We start from the raw sequence: 19,327 nt of genomic DNA, 5'->3' as shown, positions 1-19,327 counted from the left end.
ATCATGACCGAGGTGATCTCCGTGGAGATCGTCCGCACACCGAACCAGGACCAGGTCGACACCGTCATCGGTGACCTGGTCCGGGACTCGGCGCCGAGCAGGCTCACCGCCGGGGACGCCACGCTGTGGGGTCCCGAGGCGGAGCCCGAGGCGTCGATCCGCCTGTCGTGGACGACGCTGCACGAGACGTCGCGCCCGCTGGTGGCCGAGATCACCGCGCTGCGCGAGGAGCTGCTCGCGGAGGGCGTGGACCGCGTGGTCCTCGCCGGCATGGGCGGCTCCTCGCTGGCCCCCGAGGTGATCACCGGCACGGCGGGCGTGCCGCTGGTCGTGCTCGACACCACCGACCCGGGCCAGGTCGCCGACGCGCTCGCGGGCGACCTGGAGCGGACCGTCCTGGTGGTGTCGTCGAAGTCGGGCGGCACCGTCGAGACCGACAGCCACCGGCGGATCTTCGAGGCGGCGTTCACCGCCGCGGGCGTCGACGCCGCCTCGCGGATCGTCGTGGTGACCGACCCGGGCTCGCCGCTGGAGGCGGCGTCCCGGGAGGCCGGCTACCGCAGGGTGTTCCTGGCCGACCCGAACGTGGGCGGCCGCTACTCGGCGCTGACCGCGTTCGGCCTGGTCCCCTCGGGCCTGGCCGGCGCGGACGTCGGCGCCCTGCTCGACGAGGCGGCCGCGGTCGCCCCGCTGGTCTCGGCGGACTCGGCGGACAACCCGGCGGTGGTGCTGGCCGCGACCTTCGCGGTCGCGCACGCGCACGGCGCGGAGAAGATCGTGTTCGCCGACACCGGCTCGGGCATCTCCGGCTTCGGCGACTGGGCCGAGCAGCTGATCGCCGAGTCGACCGGCAAGAACGGCACCGGCCTGCTGCCGGTGGTCGTGGAGGGCCCCGGCGCGCCCGGTTTCCCGGACGCGCGCTCGGACGCCACCACCGTCGCGATCGGCCCGGCCACCGGCTCGTCCACCCTCGCCGTGGAGGGCGCGCTCGGCGCGCAGTTCCTGGTGTGGGAGTACGCGACCGCGCTGGTGGGCCGCGTGCTGGAGATCAACCCGTTCGACCAGCCGGACGTGGAGGCGGCGAAGAAGGCGGCCCGGTCGCTGCTGGACTCCCCCGCGGCGTCCTCGGTGTCGCCCGCGTTCACCGACGGCCCGGTCGAGGTCCACCCGAGCGAGGGCTGGCTGTCGCCGGACGTCAAGACCGTCGCCGAGGCGGTCAAGGCGCTCGTCGCGGCCGCCCCGGAGCACGGCTACCTGTCGGTGCAGGCGTACCTGGACCGGATCGACGACGCCTCGTTCGCCCTCGTCCGCCCGGAGTTGGCGCGGCGTTCACACCTCCAGACCACCTTCGGCTGGGGACCGCGGTTCCTGCACTCCACCGGCCAGTACCACAAGGGCGGCCACCAGAACAGCGTCTTCCTCCAGCTCACCGGGGCCTCGGAGGTGTCGCTGGACGTGCCGGGCCGCCCCTACGACCTGAGCACGCTGCAACTGGCGCAGGCGCTGGGCGACGGCCAGGTGCTGGCCGAGCACGGGCGACCGGTGCTGCGGCTGCACCTGACCGACCGCGTCGCCGGGCTGGCACAGCTCGTCGAGGCAATCCAGGAGGATGGTTCGTGACAGCGCCCGCCGCCAAGCGCAACCCGCTGCGGGACCCGAGGGACAAGCGGCTCCCGCGCATCGCCGGGCCCTCCGGTCTGGTGATCTTCGGCGTGACGGGTGACCTGTCGCGCAAGAAGCTCATGCCCGCCATCTACGACCTGGCCAACCGCGGCCTGCTGCCGCCGGGCTTCGCGCTCGTCGGTTTCGCCCGCCGCGACTGGGCCGACCAGGACTTCATGCAGGTCGTGCACTCCGCGGTCAAGGAGCACGCCCGCACGCCGTTCCGGCAGGAGGTCTGGGACCAGCTCGCCGAGGGCGTCCGGTTCGTCCAGGGCACCTTCGACGACGACAGCGCGTTCGACACGCTGGCCACCACGCTGGCCGACCTGGACCGCGACCGCGGCACGGGCGGCAACCACGCGTTCTACCTGTCGGTGCCGCCCAGCGCGTTCACCACGGTCGTCAACCAGCTCAAGCGCGCGGGCCTGGCCACGCCGCCGACCGACAACCCCGGCCAGTGGCGCCGGGTGGTCATCGAGAAGCCGTTCGGCCACGACCTGAGCAGCGCCAAGCAGCTGAACAAGACCGTCAACGACGTCTTCCCCGAGGAGTCGGTGTTCCGCATCGACCACTACCTCGGCAAGGAGACGGTGCAGAACATCCTGGCGCTGCGCTTCGCCAACCAGCTCTACGAGCCCATCTGGAACGCCAACTACGTCGACCACGTGCAGATCACCATGGCCGAGGACATCGGCCTGGGCGGTCGCGCGGGCTACTACGACGGCATCGGCGCGGCGCGGGACGTGATCCAGAACCACCTGCTCCAGCTGCTCGCGCTGACCGCGATGGAGGAGCCGGTCTCGTTCCGGCCCAGCGACCTGCGCGCGGAGAAGGTCAAGGTGCTGTCGGCGACCCGGGCGACCGGGCCGTTCGACGAGACCAGCGCCCGCGGCCAGTACACCGGCGGCTGGCAGGGCGGGCAGAAGGTGCCCGGCCTGCTGGAGGAGGGCGGCTTCGCGAAGGACTCGATCACCGAGACCTACGCGGCGATCACCTGCGAGGTGAACACCCGCCGCTGGGCGGGCGTGCCGTTCTACCTGCGCACCGGCAAACGCCTGGGCCGCCGGGTCACCGAGGTGGCCGTGGTGTTCAAGCGGGCGCCGCACCTGCCGTTCGACGACACCGCGACCGAGGAGCTGGGGCAGAACGCCCTGGTCGTGCGGGTGCAGCCGGACGAGGGCGTGACCATGAGGTTCGGCTCGAAGGTGCCGGGCAACTCCATGGAGGTCCGGGACGTCACGATGGACTTCGGCTACGGCCACGCGTTCACCGAGTCCTCCCCGGAGGCGTACGAGCGGCTGCTGCTGGACGTGCTGCTGGGCGAGCCGTCGCTGTTCCCGAAGAACGACGAGGTCGAGCTGTCGTGGGAGATCCTGGACCCGGTGCTCGGGCACTGGGCCACGCACGGCGAGCCGGAGAAGTACAAGGCCGGCACCTGGGGCCCGGCGTCCGCGAACAGGATGCTGGCCCGGACCGGCAGGCACTGGAGGCGTCCGTGATCATCGACCTGCCCTCGACGACCACGTCGCAGGTCAACAGCAAGCTGGTGCAGATCCGGGAGGAGGGTGGCGCGGTCACCCTCGGCCGGGTGCTCACCCTGGTGATCGTCACCGACGACGGCGCGAAGACCGAGGAGGCCGTCGAGGCGGCCAACGACGCCAGCCGCGAGCACCCCTGCCGGGTGATCGTGGTGGCCCGCGGCGCCCGCAAGGCCGCGCCGAGGCTGGACGCGCAGATCCGGGTCGGCGGCGACGCGGGCGCGTCCGAGGTGATCGTGCTGCGCCTGTACGGGGAGCTGGCCAACGAGGGCGCCTCCTGCGTGGTGCCGCTGCTGCTGCCGGACACCCCGGTGGTGGCGTGGTGGCCGAACGAGGCGCCCGCCGTGCCGGCGGAGGACCCGATCGGTCAGCTCGCGCAGCGCCGCATCACCGACGCGGCGGCCGAGAAGAACCCGATCAGGGCGCTGGAGCAGCGGCGCGCCTCGTACACGCCGGGCGACACGGACCTGGCGTGGACGCGGCTGACGCTGTGGCGGGCGATGCTCGCGTCGGCGTTCGACCTGCCGCCGTACGAGAAGGTCGTCGAGGCCGAGGTGAGCGGGGAGAGCGACTCGCCGTCGACCGACCTGCTGGCCGCGTGGCTCGCCGCGTACCTGAAGGTGCCGGTGAAGCGGTCGAAGGCGGCCCGCGGCGAGGGCATCGTGGACGTGCGGCTGGTGCGCCGGTCCGGTGTGGTGGAGCTGTCGCGGCCGGACGGCAAGGTCGGCGCGCTGAACCAGCCGGGTCAGCCGGAGCGCCGGGTGGCGCTCCAGCGGCGCGTCGTGCGGGACTGCCTGGCCGAGGAGCTGCGGCGGCTCGACCCGGACGAGGTGTACGACACGGCGCTGAGGGCGCTGGGCAAGGTGGTGCGGGGGCGGACCGCGCCGAAGGCCGCCGTCGCGGCGGGTGGGCGCAAGCCGGCGCCGGCGAAGGTGTCGGCGGACCTCAAGCCCGTCGAGGCGAAGGCCGGGGAGGGCGGGTCGGCGGACACCGCGGCCCCGGCTGCCGCTCCGGCTGCCACCAAGGCCGCGGATGCCAAGGCCCCGGCCGCCAAGTCGGTGGCCGCGAAGGCGTCGGGCGCGAAGCCCGCGGCCAAGGCCGCGGCGAAGTCCCGGACGGCGTCGGACGCCAAGGCCCCGGCCAAGGCCAAGTCGGCGAAGGCCACCGGCAAGGCGAAGGCGGGTTCGTGAGCGACCCGCGGATCGTGGTGCACCGCGGCGGCGACCTCCTGGCCGCCGCCACGGCCGCCCGCCTGGTGACCGCGCTGGTGGACGCCCAGGCCGCGCGGGGGGAGGCGCACCTGGTGCTGACCGGTGGGCGCACCGGCACCGCCGTGCTGGAGCAGTTGCGCGACATCCCCGCGCGGGACGCGGTGGACTGGTCGCGGGTGGAGCTGTACTGGGGTGACGAGCGGTTCCTCCCGTCCGGCGACCCCCAGCGCAACGAGACGCAGGCGCGCGAGGCGCTGCTCGACCACGTGCCCGTGCCCGCCGAGCACGTCCACGTGGTGGAGGCTTCCGACGGCCGGTTCGGCGACGACCCGGACGCCGCCGCCGCGGCGTACGCGGAGCTGCTGGGCGAGGGCTTCGCGTTCGACGTGTGCCTGCTCGGCGTGGGCGAGGAGGGGCACGTGGCGTCGGTGTTCCCGGACTCCCCCGCGGTGCACGAGCGGGACCGCGCGGTCGTCGCGGTGCGGAACTGCCCCAAGCCGCCGCCGACCCGGGTGAGCCTGAGCCTGCCCGCGATCCGGGCGTCGCGCGAGGTGTGGCTGATGACGACCGGTGCGGCGAAGGCCGGGGCCGTGGCCTCCGCCCTCGGTGGGGCCGGCGAGGTTGACCTGCCCGCCGCGGGCGCGGTCGGCACCGAGCGCACCCTGTGGCTGCTGGACACCGCCGCCGCGTCGAAGTTGCCGCCGCGCTAGCACCCGCTGTCCGGAACGGCCGTCCCGTCGGCGTTTCTCGCTCTCGGGACGGCCGTTCCGCAGGCCGACCCTCCTCGCGTGGGACCACGCGGCCGGCCGGTACACCTCCTGCGCTGTGCCCTCCTCGCGCTGCCTCTCCCCGCATCGTGCCCCGGTCCTGCCCTCCTCGCCCTGCCCTCCTCGCCCTGCCCTCCTCGCCCTGCCCTCCTCGCCCTGCCCTCCTCGCCCTGCCCTCCTCCCATCGGGACTTCTCCCATCGGGACTTCTCACCAGAACCTCTACCGGAACCTCCGGAACCTCCACCGGGACCTTCCGCCGTCTCCTGTCATCGCCTTGGCCACCCCCTCCCCTGTCCGCATGTCGGACGTTCGCGCTCGCAATTTGTTGGTCGCCCGAGCGTCCCTTTCGGGTGATCAGGCTGTCTCGACAGGTGAGCGGGGGCAGCGAGCGGGGTCGGAGGCGGAGGGCGGGTCATGCCAAGCGTGATGGCGGCGCAGTACGGTGAGGACCGGCGGATAGCTGACTCGGGAGGTCCGACCCTGGCCGGCAACGCGGTGGAGAGGCCGCCGGGCGGTCGGGTCAACGGCGTTCCGACCGATCGGGTGTCGAGTGCTGCCCGGGGGTGGGTCGAGCGCTACCGGCAGTGGGCGTTCGACGTGGCCGCCGTAGCGATCGCGGCGCTCGACGTGTGGCTGCGGGTGGTGCCCGAGGCCGAGACGTACAACTACGTGCTGTCGGCCGTGGCGGTCGTGGCGGTGGCGCTGCGCCGGCGGTTCCCGTTCCTGGTGGTGCTGGTCACCGCGCCGGGGTTCCTGGCCGGGTGGGCGCAGCTGGCGGCGATGATCGCGCTCGGCACGTTGGCGCGGCGCAGGCTGCTGTCGACGCAGACGTTCATCGGCGCCGGTCTGGTGTGGTTCAGCCGGTTCTTCACGTGGCCGCCGTCCGAGTTCGTGGAGCTGGACTGGAAGACCCACGTCCACAACGCCATCTACGGCTGCCTGGTGGCCGGGATGCCGATCGCGATCGGTCTCCTCGCCCACGCGCGCGAGGAGCTGTCGGCGCGCATCGCCGAACTGGCCGTCAGCCGGGAGCGAGAGCGGATGCTGCACGCGCACGCCGTGCGGGCCGACGAGCGGGCCCGGCTGGCGCGCGAGATGCACGACGTGGTGTCGCACCAGGTGAGCCTGATCGCGATGCAGGCGGGCGCCCTGCGCATGGCGGCGGAGGACCCGAACGCGCGGCGGGTGGCGGGCACGATCCGCACGCTGAGCACCAGAACCCTGGACGAACTGCGCCAACTGGTGAGCGTCCTGCGAACCACGAACGGCAACGACTCGCCCCAACCGAGGGTCGAGGACCTGCCGCAACTGGTGGCCACCGCGGGCTTCCCGATCAGTCTCGCGGTCCACGGAGAGGTCGCGTCGCTGCCGGCCCCGGTGTCCGGCGCCGTGTACCGCACGGTGCAGGAGGCGCTGACGAACGTCCGCAAGCACGCAGCCGGCGCCCCGACCGGCGTACTGGTCGTCGTGGACCGGGACGAGCTCCGGGCGGAGATCCGCAACGACCCACCCCACCACCGACAGGAAACCGGCACCCTCCCCGGCGGCGGCCACGGCCTCATGGGCCTGCGCGAAAGAGCCGCCCTGCTCAACGGCGACTTCGCCGCAGCCCCCACAGAAGACGGCGGCTACCTGGTCCGGGTAACGTTCCCGGTGACGAGGTCCCTGGACACCTGACCCGTCATACGATCGGGTGACCGATGTACGGAAACACCGTTACCGTCGTCGGTTGGAACATGAGGAAACCCGACCACACCCCCTGCCTCAGGAACCCAGTCCCCACCGCAGGCAGACCATCCACTCGGCACCGCACCAAGCCACGAGCCGACCCCTCCGGAACCGAACCAGGACCTGCCCCCAGTCCCGCCCTCGGCCCCGTCAAGCCACCCGGCCCGGCAGCGGACGCGGGATGCGCTGGGTCGCCTCGGGATCCGCCGGGGGCAGGTCGGGCGAGCCGCCCGCCGGCTCCGGCGGCAGGTCGTCGGCATCGGGGTGCCGCGTCAGGCACCCCAGCGCGAACACCACCCCGGCCGTCCCCAGCACGAGGCCGACCCCCACCCCCGGCGAAGGCACCACCACCCGCAGCACCGACAACGCGATCACCGCCACCAGCCCCGACCCCACCCCCGCCGGCAGGAACCGAGCCGCCCGCCCCCACCGGCCGGCCGGCAGCCGCCGCCGCGCCAGCGCCAGCAGGACCCCCGTCCACGCGAGCACGGTCAACACCGCCATCGCCAAGCCGAACAGCCCGTACACCGACCACATCGACCCGCGCACATCACCCACGGCCCGCGCGGACCCGATGACGTCGCGGTTGGCGTCCAGCACCTCCAGCGTGGTCGGCAGCAGCCCGGTCGCCTGACCGCCCAGCTGGCTCACGTCCAGCGCGAACGCCCGCGTCACGCTCTGCCGACCCGGCACCTCGAACGGCACGGTCGTGTCGTAGGAGAAGAACGTCAGCGCCAGCACCGCGCCGGACAGGCGGACCGACTTGACGTGCCGGACGACGTCCGTTCCATTGTGGACGGTCACCTCGATCCGGGGGGAGGCCGCCGGGTCCAGCACCAACCGTTCCTCGCCGACCGGTGTTCCGTCCACTGTGGCGTCAACGGTGATCGCCTCGCCGGCCGCGTGGGCCGGGGCAACGACACGGGCCGGGGCAACCGCACGGGCCTCACCGACCGCGAAGGCCGGGCCGACCGCGAAGGAGGTCCCGCACAGGAGCAGTAGGACGAGGCTGCTCATAATGCGTCTCACAGGGCACCTCGGGAGTGGGGAAGGTCGTCATGCGATCGGCAGGAACACTAGCTCTACTCGGCACCCTGGCCTACGGCGTGGTCGTGCTCGTAGCGACACCGGTATCCGCCCAACCGCGCCCCACCGCCACCGCGTCCCCCGACTCGGGCCCGGCGGGCAGCACGTTCACCGTGAGCTGGGCCGACCTCTACCTGGACCCGCGCTGCTCCAACCGCACGGTGCAGCTCGTCTGGGACACCGGCCAGGTCGTCGGCACCGGGTGGCACGGGGACCGGGGCCGGGGTTCCGGCACCGCGACCGTCCCGTCGGGAGCGACCCCGGGCGGCCACGCCGTCACGGCCCGGCCCGTCTGCGCGGCCACCGGCAGCCCCACGGACGCCTTCACCGTGACGGCGGTCCAGACCACCACGACGGCGCCCGCGGTCACCGCGACGTCCACTCCCCCGCCCGTCACGAGCACGACCCGCGCGTCGGAGTCGACCACCACTGAAACCACCACGACAACGACGATCACCACCACCACGACCACCACCACGACAATGTCCATCGGCACCCCGATCCCGCTGGAGGACGAGGGCGTCGGCGACGGCGTCCTGACCCTGGACAAGGACAACATCCAGCCGGGCGATCCCCTGACCGCCACGGGCACCGGCTGCGCCCCCGACTCCGAGGTGAGGCTGACCTCCCAGGGCGAGGACATCGGCACGACGCGGGCCGACCCGTCGGGCACCTTCAGCACCCTGGTCGAGTTCCGGACGATCCACCCGGGTCGTCACGTCGTCCGCGCCGACTGCGGCCTGGTGCTGGTCGGCAGCGTCGAGGTGGCCCTGACCAGCTCCACCAGCGGCACCACGCCCACCCTCGTGGCCCTGGTCCTCATCCTGCTGCTGGGCGTCCTGGTGATCCGCCGCCTGTTCGCCGGCCTGTTCGCCAAGCGAACCTGAACCGGCGAACCCGAACCGGCGAACCTGAACCGGCCGACCCGAACCCGCGAACCCGCGAACCCGAACCACGGAACGGCACCACACACGAGCGAAGCTCACAAATCGCGGAAGCACAGCAACGGCCCCCGTGGGGAACCACGGGGGCCGCTGTCGTGCCCGTCGAACGCGACCGGAGGCCGAAACCGCCCGGTCCCGCTCCGAACTAGGGCTCTTCGCGCTGCTTGCGCAGCTTCATGAGCGCCTCTTCGAGGATCGCCTCGCCGTCCGCGTCGGAGCGGCGCTCCTTCACGTACGCCAGGTGCGTCTTGTACGGCTCGTTGCGCGGCGGAGCAGGGGGTGCCTGCTCGTCGCGCCCCGCCGGAAGACCGCACCGGGGGCAGTCCCAGTTCTCCGGGACATCCGCCTCGACCGCGAACGACGGCCGGGACTCGTGCCCGTTCGCGCACCAGTACGACACCCGACGTCGGGGCGCGGACTCGCCGCGTTCCGATTCGCCCATCGGGCCTGCGCCGACGCGGGTACCGCGAATCGCGTTACCACCAGCCATCGACCCTCACACCCCCACCACGTGGTTTCCCTGTCTGCCGGACCGAAAGCTCGGACCGAGGAGAGCTCGGTCAGAGCTTCATGAGCAGTCCGGTGCCCACGATGGCGATGACCCAGACCGCGCCGACGAACAGCGTCAGCCGGTCGAGGTTCTTCTCCACCACGCTGGAACCGGACAGGCTCGACTGCATACCGCCGCCGAACAGCGAGGACAGACCGCCGCCACGCCCGCGGTGCAGCAGCACCAGCAGGATGAGCAGCAAGCTCGAGACGATCAACAGGATCTGCAGGAACAGGATCATTTCTTCCTCGCTGTCAGGCAGGTGACGCCACAGAGTACCCGGTCGACTGCCGACCGTGGACCACTGCCGGGGGAGTGCGTGTCAACCAGATCAGGGTAGTGGGCCACCCGCCGCGAGGGCACACAGCTTGGCGAACTCGTCCGCGTTCAGGCTCGCACCGCCCACGAGGGCGCCGTCGACGTCCTTCTGGGCGACCAGCTCGGCGATGCTGCCGGACTTGACGGAACCGCCGTAAAGCACCCGAACGGCCGAAGCGACGTCCTCGCCGTGCAGCTCGGCGAGCTTGACGCGCAGGGCGGCGCAGACCTCCTGGGCGTCGGCCGCCGAGGCGACCTTGCCGGTGCCGATGGCCCACACGGGCTCGTAGGCGATCACGACGTTCCGGACCTGCTCGGCGGAGAGCCCCTTGAGGCCCTCGACCAGCTGGTTCGTGCAGAACGGCACGTGGTCGCCCGCCTCGCGGACGTCGACCTGCTCGCCCAGGCAGAAGATCGGGGTGATGCCGTGCTTGAGCGCGGCCTTGACCTTCTTGTTGACCAGGGCGTCGTCCTCCTGGTGGTACTCGCGCCGCTCGGAGTGGCCCACGGTGACGTAGGAGCAGCCGAGCTTGGCGAGCATCACGCCGGACACGTCGCCGGTGTAGGCGCCGGAGTCGTGCGGCGACAGGTCCTGCGCGCCGTACTTGAGCAGCAGCTTGTCGCCGTCGACGAGGGTCTGGATGGACCGGATGTCGACGAACGGCGGCAGCACCGCGACCTCGACCTTGGCGAAGTACTTCTCCGGCAGGGAGAAGGCGATCTTCTGCACCAGGGCGATGGCTTCGAGGTGGTTGAGGTTCATCTTCCAGTTGCCCGCGATGAGGGGCTGGCGCGCGGCCATCAGTCCTCCAGGACCTTCACGCCGGGGAGTTCCTTGCCTTCGAGGAACTCCAGGGATGCGCCACCACCGGTGGAGATGTGCGAGAAGCCGTCCTCGGGCAGGCCGAGGGCGCGCACGGCCGCGGCGGAGTCGCCGCCGCCGACCACGGTGAAGGCGTCGCTCTTGACGAGCGCCTCGGCGACGGCCCGCGTGCCGCCGGAGAACGCCTCGAACTCGAACACGCCCATCGGGCCGTTCCAGAAGACGGTCCGCGCGTCGGCGAGCTTGCCCGCGAACAGCTCCCGCGTCTCGGGGCCGATGTCCAGGCCCTCGCGGTCGGCGGGGATGGCGTCGGTGCGCACGACCTCGTAGGGCGCGTCGGCGGCGAACCCGGTGGCCGCGAGCACGTCGACGGGGAGCACGAGCTCCACGCCGCGCTCCTCGGCCTCGGCGAGGAAGCCGCGGACCTGGTCGAGCTGGTCCTCCTGGAGCAGCGACCGGCCGACCTCGTGGCCCTGGGCCTTGAGGAAGGTGTAGGCCATGCCGCCGCCGACGAGGAGCCGGTCGACCTTGCCCAGCAGGTTCTTGATGACGCCGAGCTTGTCGGAGACCTTCGCGCCGCCGAGCACGACGACGTAGGGCCGCTTGAGGTCCTCGGTGAGCTGGTGCAGCACTTCGACCTCGGCCAGCACGAGGCCGCCCGCGTAGTGGGGCAGCTCCCGGGCCACGTCGTAGACCGACGCCTGCTTGCGGTGCACGACGCCGAAGCCGTCGGAGACGAACGCGTCGGCCTTGGCGGCGAGCTCGCGGGCGAGGGCGGCGCGCTCGGCGTCGTCCTTGCTGGTCTCGCGCGGGTCGAAGCGGATGTTCTCCAGCAGCACCACGGTGCCGTCGGCGTCGGCGGTGCCGGTGCCGATCACGACGTCCTGGCCGAGCAGCTCACCGAGCCGCGCGGCGACGGGCGCGAGGGAGAACCTGGAGTCCGGCTCGCCCTTGGGGCGGCCGAGGTGGGCGGCGACCAGGACGCGGGCGCCCGCGCCCACGAGCGCCTTGATCGTCGGGACCGACGCGCGGACGCGGCCGTCGTCGGTGATCCGGTCGCCGTCGAGGGGGACGTTCAGGTCGGCGCGCACGAGCACGCGCCGACCCGACACACCCTCGCTGAGCAGGTCTTCGAGAGTCTTCACAGCGAGCGTCCCGTACCGCTTCAGAGCTTGCCGGCGACGAGGTTGACCAGGTCGACGAGGCGGTTGGAGTAGCCCCACTCGTTGTCGTACCAGCCGACGACCTTGACCTGGTTGCCGTTGACCTTGGTCAGCGGCGCGTCGTAGATGCAGGACGCCGGGTCGGTGACGATGTCCGACGACACGATCGGGTCGGTGCTGTAGCGCAGGTAGCCCTTCAGCGGGCCCTCGGCGGCGGCCTGGTAGGCGGCGTTGACCTCGTCCAGGGTGACGTCGCGACCCACGGTGACGGTCAGGTCGGTGGCCGAGCCGGTGGGCACGGGCACGCGCAGCGCGTAGCCGTCGAGCTTGCCGTTCAGCTCGGGCAGCACCAGGCCGATGGCCTTGGCGGCGCCGGTGCTGGTGGGCACGATGTTCAGCGCGGCGGCGCGGGCGCGGCGCAGGTCCTTGTGCGGCGCGTCCTGGAGGTTCTGGTCCTGCGTGTAGGCGTGGATGGTGGTCATCAGGCCACGCTCGATGGTGAACGAGTCGTGCAGCACCTTGGCCAGCGGGGCCAGGCAGTTCGTGGTGCACGAGGCGTTCGAGATGACGGTCTGCGAGCCGTCGTACTGGCCCTCGTTGGCGCCCAGGACGACGGTGAGGTCCTCGTTCTTGGCCGGGGCCGAGATGATGACCTTCTTCGCGCCGCCCTCGTCGACGTGCTTGCGGGCCACGGTGGCGTCGGTGAAGAAGCCGGTGGACTCGACCACGACGTCGACGCCGAGGTCCTTCCAGGGCAGCTTGCCCGGGTCGCGCTCGGCCAGGGCCTTGATGACCTTGCCGTCGACCGAGATGCCCTCGTCGGTCACGGTCACCTCGCCGTCCAGGCGGCCGAGGATGGAGTCGTACTTGAGCAGGTGTGCCATCGTCTTGACGTCACCGAGGTCGTTGAAGGCGACGATCTCGATGTCGTGCCCGCTGGCCTGAACGGCGCGCCAGAAGTTGCGGCCGATGCGGCCGAAACCATTGACACCTACGCGAACCGTCACGGTGAGTCTCCTCGATCTCGACTGGCGGAACGAACACCAGAGGCGTGCAGTCATGGGCTGACCAGGCAGCCGTCGGTCAGCCTAGCCTCCGCGCCGAGGCCCTGGTCACCCGCACCACCAGGATCTCTTTATCGAACAAGAAAATCCAGCTTGACGGCATTGTTACCGTCAAGTAACAAAGCGGCCGGGCGTTCCGGCGATCTCCGGGCCCTGACGCGACCGCAGCGCCGCCCACCGCGCCGCCCGATGCCGCCCCGAATGTGGAACTCGGGGGTCCTGAACGTTCGACACGATGGTCCTGAACGTTCGACTCGCGGGGTCTGAACGTGTAACTCGGGGGGTCTGGGCGTACGACTCGCGCGGGTTGGGCGTACGACTCGCGCGAGGGGGCGGGTCAGACCTCGGCCTCCAGCATTTCCGCGGTCACGGCGGACTCCGTGTCGGGCATGCCCATCTCCTTGGCGCGCTTGTCGGCCATGGCCAGCAGGCGCCGGATGCGGCCGGCCACCGCGTCCTTGGTCATCTGCGGCTCCGACAGCTGGCCCAGCTCCTCCAGCGACGCCTGCCGGTGCGCCAGGCGCAGCGCGCCCGCCGCGGCCAGGTGGTCCGGCGCCTCGGCGCCGAGGATCTCCAGCGCCCGCTGCACACGCGCCGCCGCCGCCACCGCGGCCCGCGCCGAGCGCCGCAGGTTGGCGTCGTCGAAGTTCGCCAGGCGGTTGGCCGTGGCCCGCACCTCGCGGCGCATCCGCCGCTCCTCCCAGGCCAGCACGCTGTCGTGCGCGCCGAGCCTGGTCAGCATCGCGCCGATCGCGTCGCCGTCCCGGATCACCACCCGCTCCGCGCCGCGCACCTCCCGCGACTTCGCGGCGATGCCCATCCGCCGCGCCGCCCCGACCAGCGCCAACGCCGCTTCCGGCCCCGGGCAGGTGATCTCCATCGACGACGACCGGCCGGGCTCGGTCAGCGAGCCGTGCGCCAGGAACGCGCCGCGCCAGGCCGCCTCCGCGTCGCACACCCCGCCGGACACCACCGGCGCGGGCAGGCCGCGCACCGGGCGGCCGCGCGGGTCCAGCAGCCCGGTCTGGCGGGCCAGGCCCTCGCCGTCCTTGACCACGCGCACCACGAACCGGGTGCCCTTGCGCAGGCCGCTGGAGGTGATGGTGAACACGTCGGACTGGTGCCCGTAGAGCTCGTGGATCTCGCGGCGCAGCCGCCGGGCCGTCGAGCCCAGGTCCAGCTCCGCCTCCACGACCACCCGCCCGCCGACGATGTGCAGGCCGCCCGCGAACCGCAGCAGGGACGCGACCTCCGCGCGGCGGCAGCAGGTCTTGGAGACGGCCAGCCTGCTCAGCTCGTCCTTGACCGCAGACGTCATCGCCACGGTGCCTCGCCTCCCCTGGTCGTGCCTTCGTCCAGCAGGGTTGTACTCGACGCCCCGCCGGTCCCGTCAGCGGGGCCGGCCAACGCCCGACGAATCCCCAGGGCCAGCGCGGCCGGGTCGTGCCGGTCCGGCGCACCGGCCACGGCGACCGGCACGAGGTGCGCCTCGGCCCCCAGAGCTGCGGCGGCGCGCCGCAGGCGGTCCGGGACGGGCACCGCGCCGACGTCCGCGATCACCGCGTCCACGCGCAGCCGCGGCGCGTGCTCGCACAGCACGTCGAGGTGCAGCTCCGGGGAGAAGCCGGCGGTTTCGCCCGGTTGGGGGACGAGGTTGAGCACCACGACCTTCTTCGCGGCGGTGCGCGTCAACGCGTCGTGCAGCTCGGGCACCAGCAGGTGCGGCAGCACGCTGGTGAACCAGGACCCCGGCCCGAGCAGCACCACGTCCGCCCTCAGCACCGCCTCGACGGCCTCCGGGCAGCCGCGCGGCGCCTCGCCGGGCCCGCCGGGGCCGTGCAGCCGGATGCGCCGCACCCGGCCGGGGGTGGTGGCGATCGCGACCTGGCCGCGGATGCGGCGCTCCACGTCGGCGTCGTCGTCCAGCCCGGACACGTCGGCCTCGATCTCCAGCGGCTCGGTGCACATGGGCAGCACGCGCCCGCGCACGCCGAGCAGCCGGGCGGCCTCCGCCAGCACCGCCACCGGGTCGCCCAGCTGCTCCAGCAGCCCGGCCAGCACCAGGTTGCCCACCGCGTGCCCGGCCAGCGCGCCCGTGCCGCCGAAGCGGTGCTGGAACAGCGTCGCCCACATCGCGCTGGCGGGGTCCTCGCCCGCCAGCGCCACCATCGCCTTGCGCAGGTCGCCGGGCGGCAGCAGGCCCAGCTCACGGCGCAGGCGCCCCGAGGAGCCGCCGTCGTCGGCGACCGTGACCACGGCCGTCACGTCGTCGGTCACCCGGCGCAGCGCGGTCAGCGTGACGTGCAGGCCGCGCCCGCCGCCCAACGCCACAGCTGTCCAGCTCACTCGCGTCCCAGGTCCCGGTGCACGACCTTGACCGCCATGCCGTCCTCGCTGGCCAGCCGGGCGGCCAGCTCCTCGGAGATGGCCACGCTGCGGTGCTTGCCGCCGGTGCAGCCCACCGCGAGCGTCAGGTACCGCTTGCCCTCGCGCCGGTAGCCGGCGCCGATGAGCCGCAGCAGCTCGTGGTAGCGGTCGAGGAACTCCTCCGCGCCCTCCTGGGTGAGCACGTAGTTGCGCACGTCGCCGTCCAGGCCGGTCTGCTCGCGCAGCTCGGGGATCCAGAACGGGTTCGGCAGGAACCGCACGTCCATCACCAGGTCGGAGTCCATCGGCAGGCCGTACTTGTAGCCGAACGACAGCACGGTGACGCGCGTGCGGGTCGCCGCCTCGGAGCCGAAGGTGTCCTCGATCTTGTTGCGCAGCTGGTGCACGGACAGGCCGGAGGTGTCCAGCACCAGGTCGGCCTCCTCGCGCAGCGGCGTGAGCAGGACCCGCTCGGCCTCGATGCCGTCCGCGAGGCGCCCGTCACCCTGGAGGGGGTGGCCGCGGCGGACCGACTCGAACCGGCGGATCAGCACGGCGTCGGTGGCCTCCAGGAACAGCACCTTCGGCTTGTAGCCGCGGGTGTCGAGGTCCTTGATGATCGCCGCCAGGTCGTCGGTGAACGCGCGGCTGCGCACGTCCATGACGACCGCGACCCTGGTGATGGCGCCCCTGGCCTGCGCGCCCAGCTCCACCATGGTCGCGATCAGCTCGGGCGGCAGGTTGTCCACCACGAACCACCCGAGGTCTTCCAGGCACTTGGCGGCGGTGCTGCGGCCCGCGCCGGACAGGCCGGTCACCACCGCGACTTCGATGCCGGACTTCTCGCCGGCCGGTGCGCTCACTTCGTTTCCCCTTCGATACCGACCGCGCTCAACGTCGCGTGCACGGCCTCCGCGGTGCGCCGGCCCACGCCGGGCACCACGCTGATCTCCTCGATGCTCGCCTCACGCAGTCTCTTCAGTGAGCCGAAGTGCTTGAGCAGTGCGGCCCTGCGCGTCTGCCCCAGGCCCGGCACGTCGTCCAGCGCCGAGGTGGTCATGCGCTTGGACCGCTTCTGCCGGTGGTAGGCGACGGCGAACCGGTGTGCCTCGTCGCGCACGCGTTGCAGCAGGTAGAGGGCCTCGCTGGTGCGGGGCAGGATGACCGGGTCCGGCTCGCCGGGCACCCACACCTCCTCCAGCCGCTTGGCCAGGCCGACCACCGCCACGTCGGTGATGCCCAGCTCGGCCAGCACGTCGGAGGCCGCCTGCGCCTGCGGCGCGCCACCGTCGACGACCAGCAGGTTCGGCGCGTAGGCGAACCTGCGCGGCCGGCCGGTCTCGGGGTCGATGCCGGGGTTCGGGCCGGCGTCGGCGGTCTCCCTCAGGTAAGCCTGGAAGCGGCGGCGCACGACCTCGGCGATGGAGGCGACGTCGCCCTGCTCGGCGGCCTCGCGGACGGCGAAGCGGCGGTACTCGGACTTGCGCGCCAGGCCGTCCTCGAAGACCACGAGCGAGGCCACCACGTCGGTGCCCTGCACGTGGCTGATGTCGGTGCACTCGATGCGCAGCGGCGCCGAGTCCAGGCCCAGCGCCTCCTGGAGCTCCTGGAGGGCGGCCGAGCGGGCGGTGAGGTCGCCGGCGCGGCGCAGCTTGTGCTGCTGGAACGCCTCCTCGGCGTTGCGCCCGACGGTCTCCATGAGGGCGCGCTTGTCGCCGCGCTGCGGGACGCGCAGCACCACCCGGCCGCCGCGCAGGTCGGACAGCCACCTCTCCACGGCGGGCGCGTCGTCGGGCAGCTCGGGCACCAGCACCTCGCGCGGCACGGGCGCCGCCTCGACGCCGCCGGCCCGCGCGGAGTCGGCCTGCTCGCCGTAGAACTGGGTGACGAACTGGTCGACCAGCTCGGGCACGCCGACCTCGTCCACCTTGTCGACGACCCAGCCGCGCTGTCCGCGCACGCGCCCGGCGCGCACGTGGAACACCTGCACGGAGACCTCCAGGTCGTCCTGGGCGAAGGCGACCACGTCGGCGTCGGTGCCGTCGCCGAGGACCACGGCCTGCTTCTCCAGGGCCCGCTTGAGGGCGGCCTGGTCGTCGCGCAGGCGGGCGGCCTTCTCGAACTCCAGCTCCTCGGCGGCGGCCGTCATCTCCCGTTCGAGCCGGCGGACCAGCGAGTCGGTGCGGCCGGCCAGGAAGTCGCAGAAGTCCTCGACGATGTCGCGGTGCTGGTCGGCGGTGACGCGGCCCACGCAGGGCGCGGAGCACTTGTCGATGTAGCCGAGCAGGCACGGGCGGCCGATCTGGCCGTGGCGCTTGAACACGCCGGCGGAGCAGGTGCGGGCGGGGAAGACGCGCAGCAGCAGGTCCAGGGTCTCTCGGATGGCCCAGGCGTGGGCGTAGGGGCCGAAGTAGCGGACGCCCTTGCGGCGCGGGCCGCGGTAGACGTGCAGGCGGGGGAACTCCTCGTGCAGCGTCACGGCCAGGACCGGGTAGCTCTTGTCGTCGCGGTAGCGGACGTTGAAGCGGGGGTCGAACTCCTTGATCCAGTTGTACTCCAGCTGGAGCGCCTCGACCTCGGTGGTGACCACGGTCCACTCGACGCTCGCCGCGGTGGTGACCATCTGCCTGGTGCGCGGGTGCAGGCCCGTGAGGTCGGCGAAGTAGGAGTTGAGGCGGGAGCGCAGGTTCTTGGCCTTGCCGACGTAGACCACCCGGCCGCCGGCGTCGCGGAACTTGTACACGCCGGGGGCTTCGGGGATGGTGCCTGTCGCGGGGCGATAGGTCGACGGGTCGGCCACGCGACAAGCCTACGTGCGGGCACCGACAAACGATCGCGTGGTCGGTTCACCCGGTCCGGTGTGCGACCGCACCCGGACCCGCGGTCCCGGACCCGCGGCCGGTGGCGGCGGTCGCGGGTCGCGGGTCCTGGGTCGCGGGTCGACGGTCGCGGGTCCTGGGTCGACGGTCGCGGGTCCGGGCGTCCGGCACGCGCGGGTCAGGCCAGGAAGACCTGGTCCCCCTCCACCCTGACCGCGACCTCGGTGAGGCCCCTGGTGGCCGGGCCCTTGGCCAGCGAGCCGTCCGCGGCGCTGAACTGGCTGCCGTGGGCCGGGCAGGTGATGGTGCCGTTCTCCGGCGGGGCGACGGCCACGCCCTGGTGGGGGCACGTCGCGTCGTACGCCTTGACGGTCTCGCCGGTGCGGACCAGCACCAGCGGCTTGCTGGTGGCCGGGTTGCCCGCCACCAGGCCGCCGCCGTCGGGCACGTCGGCCAGCGCGGCGATCACCGCGGCGCCCGTCGTGCCGTTGCCGGTGCTGCCGGCGGTCGGGGTGTCGGTGGCGCCGGCGCCACCGGTCGGGGTCGGCTCGCCGCCGCCGCACGCCGCGAGCCCACCGGGCACCGCGAGCGCGACGAGGAGGCCGCACAGCGCCGAGCGACGGGACAGTCCTGCTTTCTCCGTTGAACTCAAAACCGGTCCTTTGCTACGTGGTGGGAGGTGGTCGTTCGGTACACACGCAATACGACACCACGTGAAGCCGGGTTCAACGGATCCCGCGAGGTGGGACGCCCCTCAGGAGAGCACCACGTCCGGACCGGCCACCGAGACCGGCACCTCGGCCAGGCCGCGCGGCGACGGGCCCGTCAGCACCGCGCCGGAAACCGGGTCGAACGTGCTGGCGTGGGTCGGGCAGGTGATCACCCCGGCGGCGGGCGGGTTGACCGCGGTGCCCTGGTGCGGGCAGGCCGGGTTGAACGCGCGGACCACCTCGTCGGACGGCCTGACCAGCAGCAACTGCCCGTCGCCCGCCACGTCGACCAGCGCGCCGGAGCCGACCGGGTCGTCGGCGAGGCCGGCGACGCGGTCACCGGGGCGGGCCGAGCCGACGCCGGGGCGGCGGGCGGGCGGGCCCGCGCCGCACGCGGTCAGGCCGCCGCCGCCGGCGGTCAGGGCGAGCAGGCCGCACAGCAGCGTTCGTCGATCCACGTGCACATTTTGACCGGTGACGAACGGAGCAGCGCGGACGGCCGGGTGGAGCAGGGGGCCGAAGGCGGGGGCGGCCGGCGCCCCGGACCGTCCGCGCGGTGCGGAGGTCCGGGGCCC

At 72.8% G+C, this 19,327-nt stretch carries 18 protein-coding genes; 6 read left to right on the top strand and 12 right to left on the bottom strand.

The annotated features are described in order from the left end of the window. Window positions 1-3 precede the first annotated feature (3 nt). From ACFP3R_RS32915 to ACFP3R_RS32895, 5 genes are all read left to right on the top strand, one after another. A complete protein-coding gene (locus ACFP3R_RS32915) occupies window positions 4-1,620 on the top strand; it encodes a glucose-6-phosphate isomerase (protein WP_380641996.1) in 1,617 nt (538 codons plus the stop codon). Further along, entirely contained in the window at window positions 1,617-3,161 is a 1,545-nt protein-coding gene (zwf, locus tag ACFP3R_RS32910; RefSeq protein ID WP_380641993.1) for a glucose-6-phosphate dehydrogenase, read from the top strand. The genes ACFP3R_RS32915 and zwf overlap by 4 nt, the downstream gene beginning before the upstream one ends. Further along, window positions 3,158-4,390, top strand: coding sequence for a glucose-6-phosphate dehydrogenase assembly protein OpcA (gene opcA / locus ACFP3R_RS32905; RefSeq protein WP_380641991.1), 1,233 nt, complete (start codon window positions 3,158-3,160; stop codon window positions 4,388-4,390). The genes zwf and opcA overlap by 4 nt, the downstream gene beginning before the upstream one ends. Then, entirely contained in the window at window positions 4,387-5,121 is a 735-nt protein-coding gene (gene pgl, locus ACFP3R_RS32900; protein ID WP_380641988.1) for a 6-phosphogluconolactonase, read from the top strand. Before opcA ends, pgl begins: the two co-directional genes overlap by 4 nt. Window positions 5,122-5,594: 473 nt before the next feature. Further along, window positions 5,595-6,857 carry a sensor histidine kinase gene (locus tag ACFP3R_RS32895; protein ID WP_380641986.1) on the top strand — a complete coding sequence of 421 codons (1,263 nt, stop codon included), beginning with the start codon at window positions 5,595-5,597 and terminating at the stop codon, window positions 6,855-6,857. A gap of 201 nt (window positions 6,858-7,058) precedes the next feature. On the opposite strand, the gene ACFP3R_RS32890 is transcribed toward ACFP3R_RS32895, so the two are convergent. Next, window positions 7,059-7,778, bottom strand: coding sequence for a hypothetical protein (locus tag ACFP3R_RS32890; RefSeq protein WP_380641984.1), 720 nt, complete (start codon window positions 7,776-7,778; stop codon window positions 7,059-7,061). Between the two features lie 236 nt (window positions 7,779-8,014). Here ACFP3R_RS32890 and ACFP3R_RS32885 point away from each other — a divergent pair, with 236 nt between their 5' ends. Next, window positions 8,015-8,881: a hypothetical protein gene (locus ACFP3R_RS32885; protein ID WP_380641983.1), complete on the top strand. Its 867-nt coding sequence runs from the start codon at window positions 8,015-8,017 to the stop codon at window positions 8,879-8,881. A 202-nt stretch (window positions 8,882-9,083) separates the two neighbouring features. Here ACFP3R_RS32885 and ACFP3R_RS32880 read toward each other — a convergent pair whose 3' ends face one another. The 11 genes from ACFP3R_RS32880 to ACFP3R_RS32830 all read right to left on the bottom strand — a co-directional run bounded on the left by ACFP3R_RS32880 (window position 9,084) and on the right by ACFP3R_RS32830 (window position 19,210). Further along, window positions 9,084-9,428 carry an RNA polymerase-binding protein RbpA gene (locus tag ACFP3R_RS32880; RefSeq protein ID WP_380641981.1) on the bottom strand — a complete coding sequence of 115 codons (345 nt, stop codon included), beginning with the start codon at window positions 9,426-9,428 and terminating at the stop codon, window positions 9,084-9,086. Between the two features lie 70 nt (window positions 9,429-9,498). After that, window positions 9,499-9,729 carry a preprotein translocase subunit SecG gene (gene secG, locus ACFP3R_RS32875; protein ID WP_380641978.1) on the bottom strand — a complete coding sequence of 77 codons (231 nt, stop codon included), beginning with the start codon at window positions 9,727-9,729 and terminating at the stop codon, window positions 9,499-9,501. Between the two features lie 90 nt (window positions 9,730-9,819). After that, window positions 9,820-10,608, bottom strand: coding sequence for a triose-phosphate isomerase (tpiA, locus tag ACFP3R_RS32870; protein WP_380641975.1), 789 nt, complete (start codon window positions 10,606-10,608; stop codon window positions 9,820-9,822). Continuing rightward, complete coding sequence (locus ACFP3R_RS32865; protein ID WP_380641973.1) at window positions 10,608-11,774, bottom strand: phosphoglycerate kinase; 1,167 nt, start codon at window positions 11,772-11,774, stop codon at window positions 10,608-10,610. The genes tpiA and ACFP3R_RS32865 overlap by 1 nt, the downstream gene beginning before the upstream one ends. Window positions 11,775-11,794: 20 nt before the next feature. Continuing rightward, window positions 11,795-12,799 carry a type I glyceraldehyde-3-phosphate dehydrogenase gene (gap, locus tag ACFP3R_RS32860; protein WP_380641970.1) on the bottom strand — a complete coding sequence of 335 codons (1,005 nt, stop codon included), beginning with the start codon at window positions 12,797-12,799 and terminating at the stop codon, window positions 11,795-11,797. Between the two features lie 394 nt (window positions 12,800-13,193). After that, the gene (gene whiA, locus ACFP3R_RS32855; RefSeq protein ID WP_380641968.1) at window positions 13,194-14,180 is read right to left on the bottom strand and encodes a DNA-binding protein WhiA; all 987 of its coding nucleotides are present in this window, start codon (window positions 14,178-14,180) and stop codon (window positions 13,194-13,196) included. Continuing rightward, complete coding sequence (locus ACFP3R_RS32850; protein WP_380641966.1) at window positions 14,171-15,202, bottom strand: gluconeogenesis factor YvcK family protein; 1,032 nt, start codon at window positions 15,200-15,202, stop codon at window positions 14,171-14,173. The genes whiA and ACFP3R_RS32850 overlap by 10 nt, the downstream gene beginning before the upstream one ends. Beyond that, the gene (gene rapZ / locus ACFP3R_RS32845) at window positions 15,199-16,056 is read right to left on the bottom strand and encodes an RNase adapter RapZ (protein WP_380642080.1); all 858 of its coding nucleotides are present in this window, start codon (window positions 16,054-16,056) and stop codon (window positions 15,199-15,201) included. Before rapZ ends, ACFP3R_RS32850 begins: the two co-directional genes overlap by 4 nt. Window positions 16,057-16,082: 26 nt before the next feature. Further along, window positions 16,083-18,023, bottom strand: a complete 1,941-nt coding sequence (gene uvrC, locus ACFP3R_RS32840; RefSeq protein ID WP_380641963.1) for an excinuclease ABC subunit UvrC — start codon at window positions 18,021-18,023, stop codon at window positions 16,083-16,085. 197 nt (window positions 18,024-18,220) lie between these two features. Then, window positions 18,221-18,694, bottom strand: a complete 474-nt coding sequence (locus ACFP3R_RS32835; protein ID WP_380641961.1) for a Rieske (2Fe-2S) protein — start codon at window positions 18,692-18,694, stop codon at window positions 18,221-18,223. Between the two features lie 102 nt (window positions 18,695-18,796). Then, window positions 18,797-19,210, bottom strand: a complete 414-nt coding sequence (locus ACFP3R_RS32830; protein WP_380641958.1) for a Rieske (2Fe-2S) protein — start codon at window positions 19,208-19,210, stop codon at window positions 18,797-18,799. Window positions 19,211-19,327: the final 117 nt, after the last annotated feature.

It is taken from the genome of Saccharothrix lopnurensis, from assembly GCF_042658445.1.
Classification (GTDB): domain Bacteria; phylum Actinomycetota; class Actinomycetes; order Mycobacteriales; family Pseudonocardiaceae; genus Actinosynnema; species Actinosynnema lopnurensis.
The sequence above is the reverse complement of the archived record's forward strand: the minus strand, read 5'-3'. Positions and strand labels throughout refer to the sequence as shown.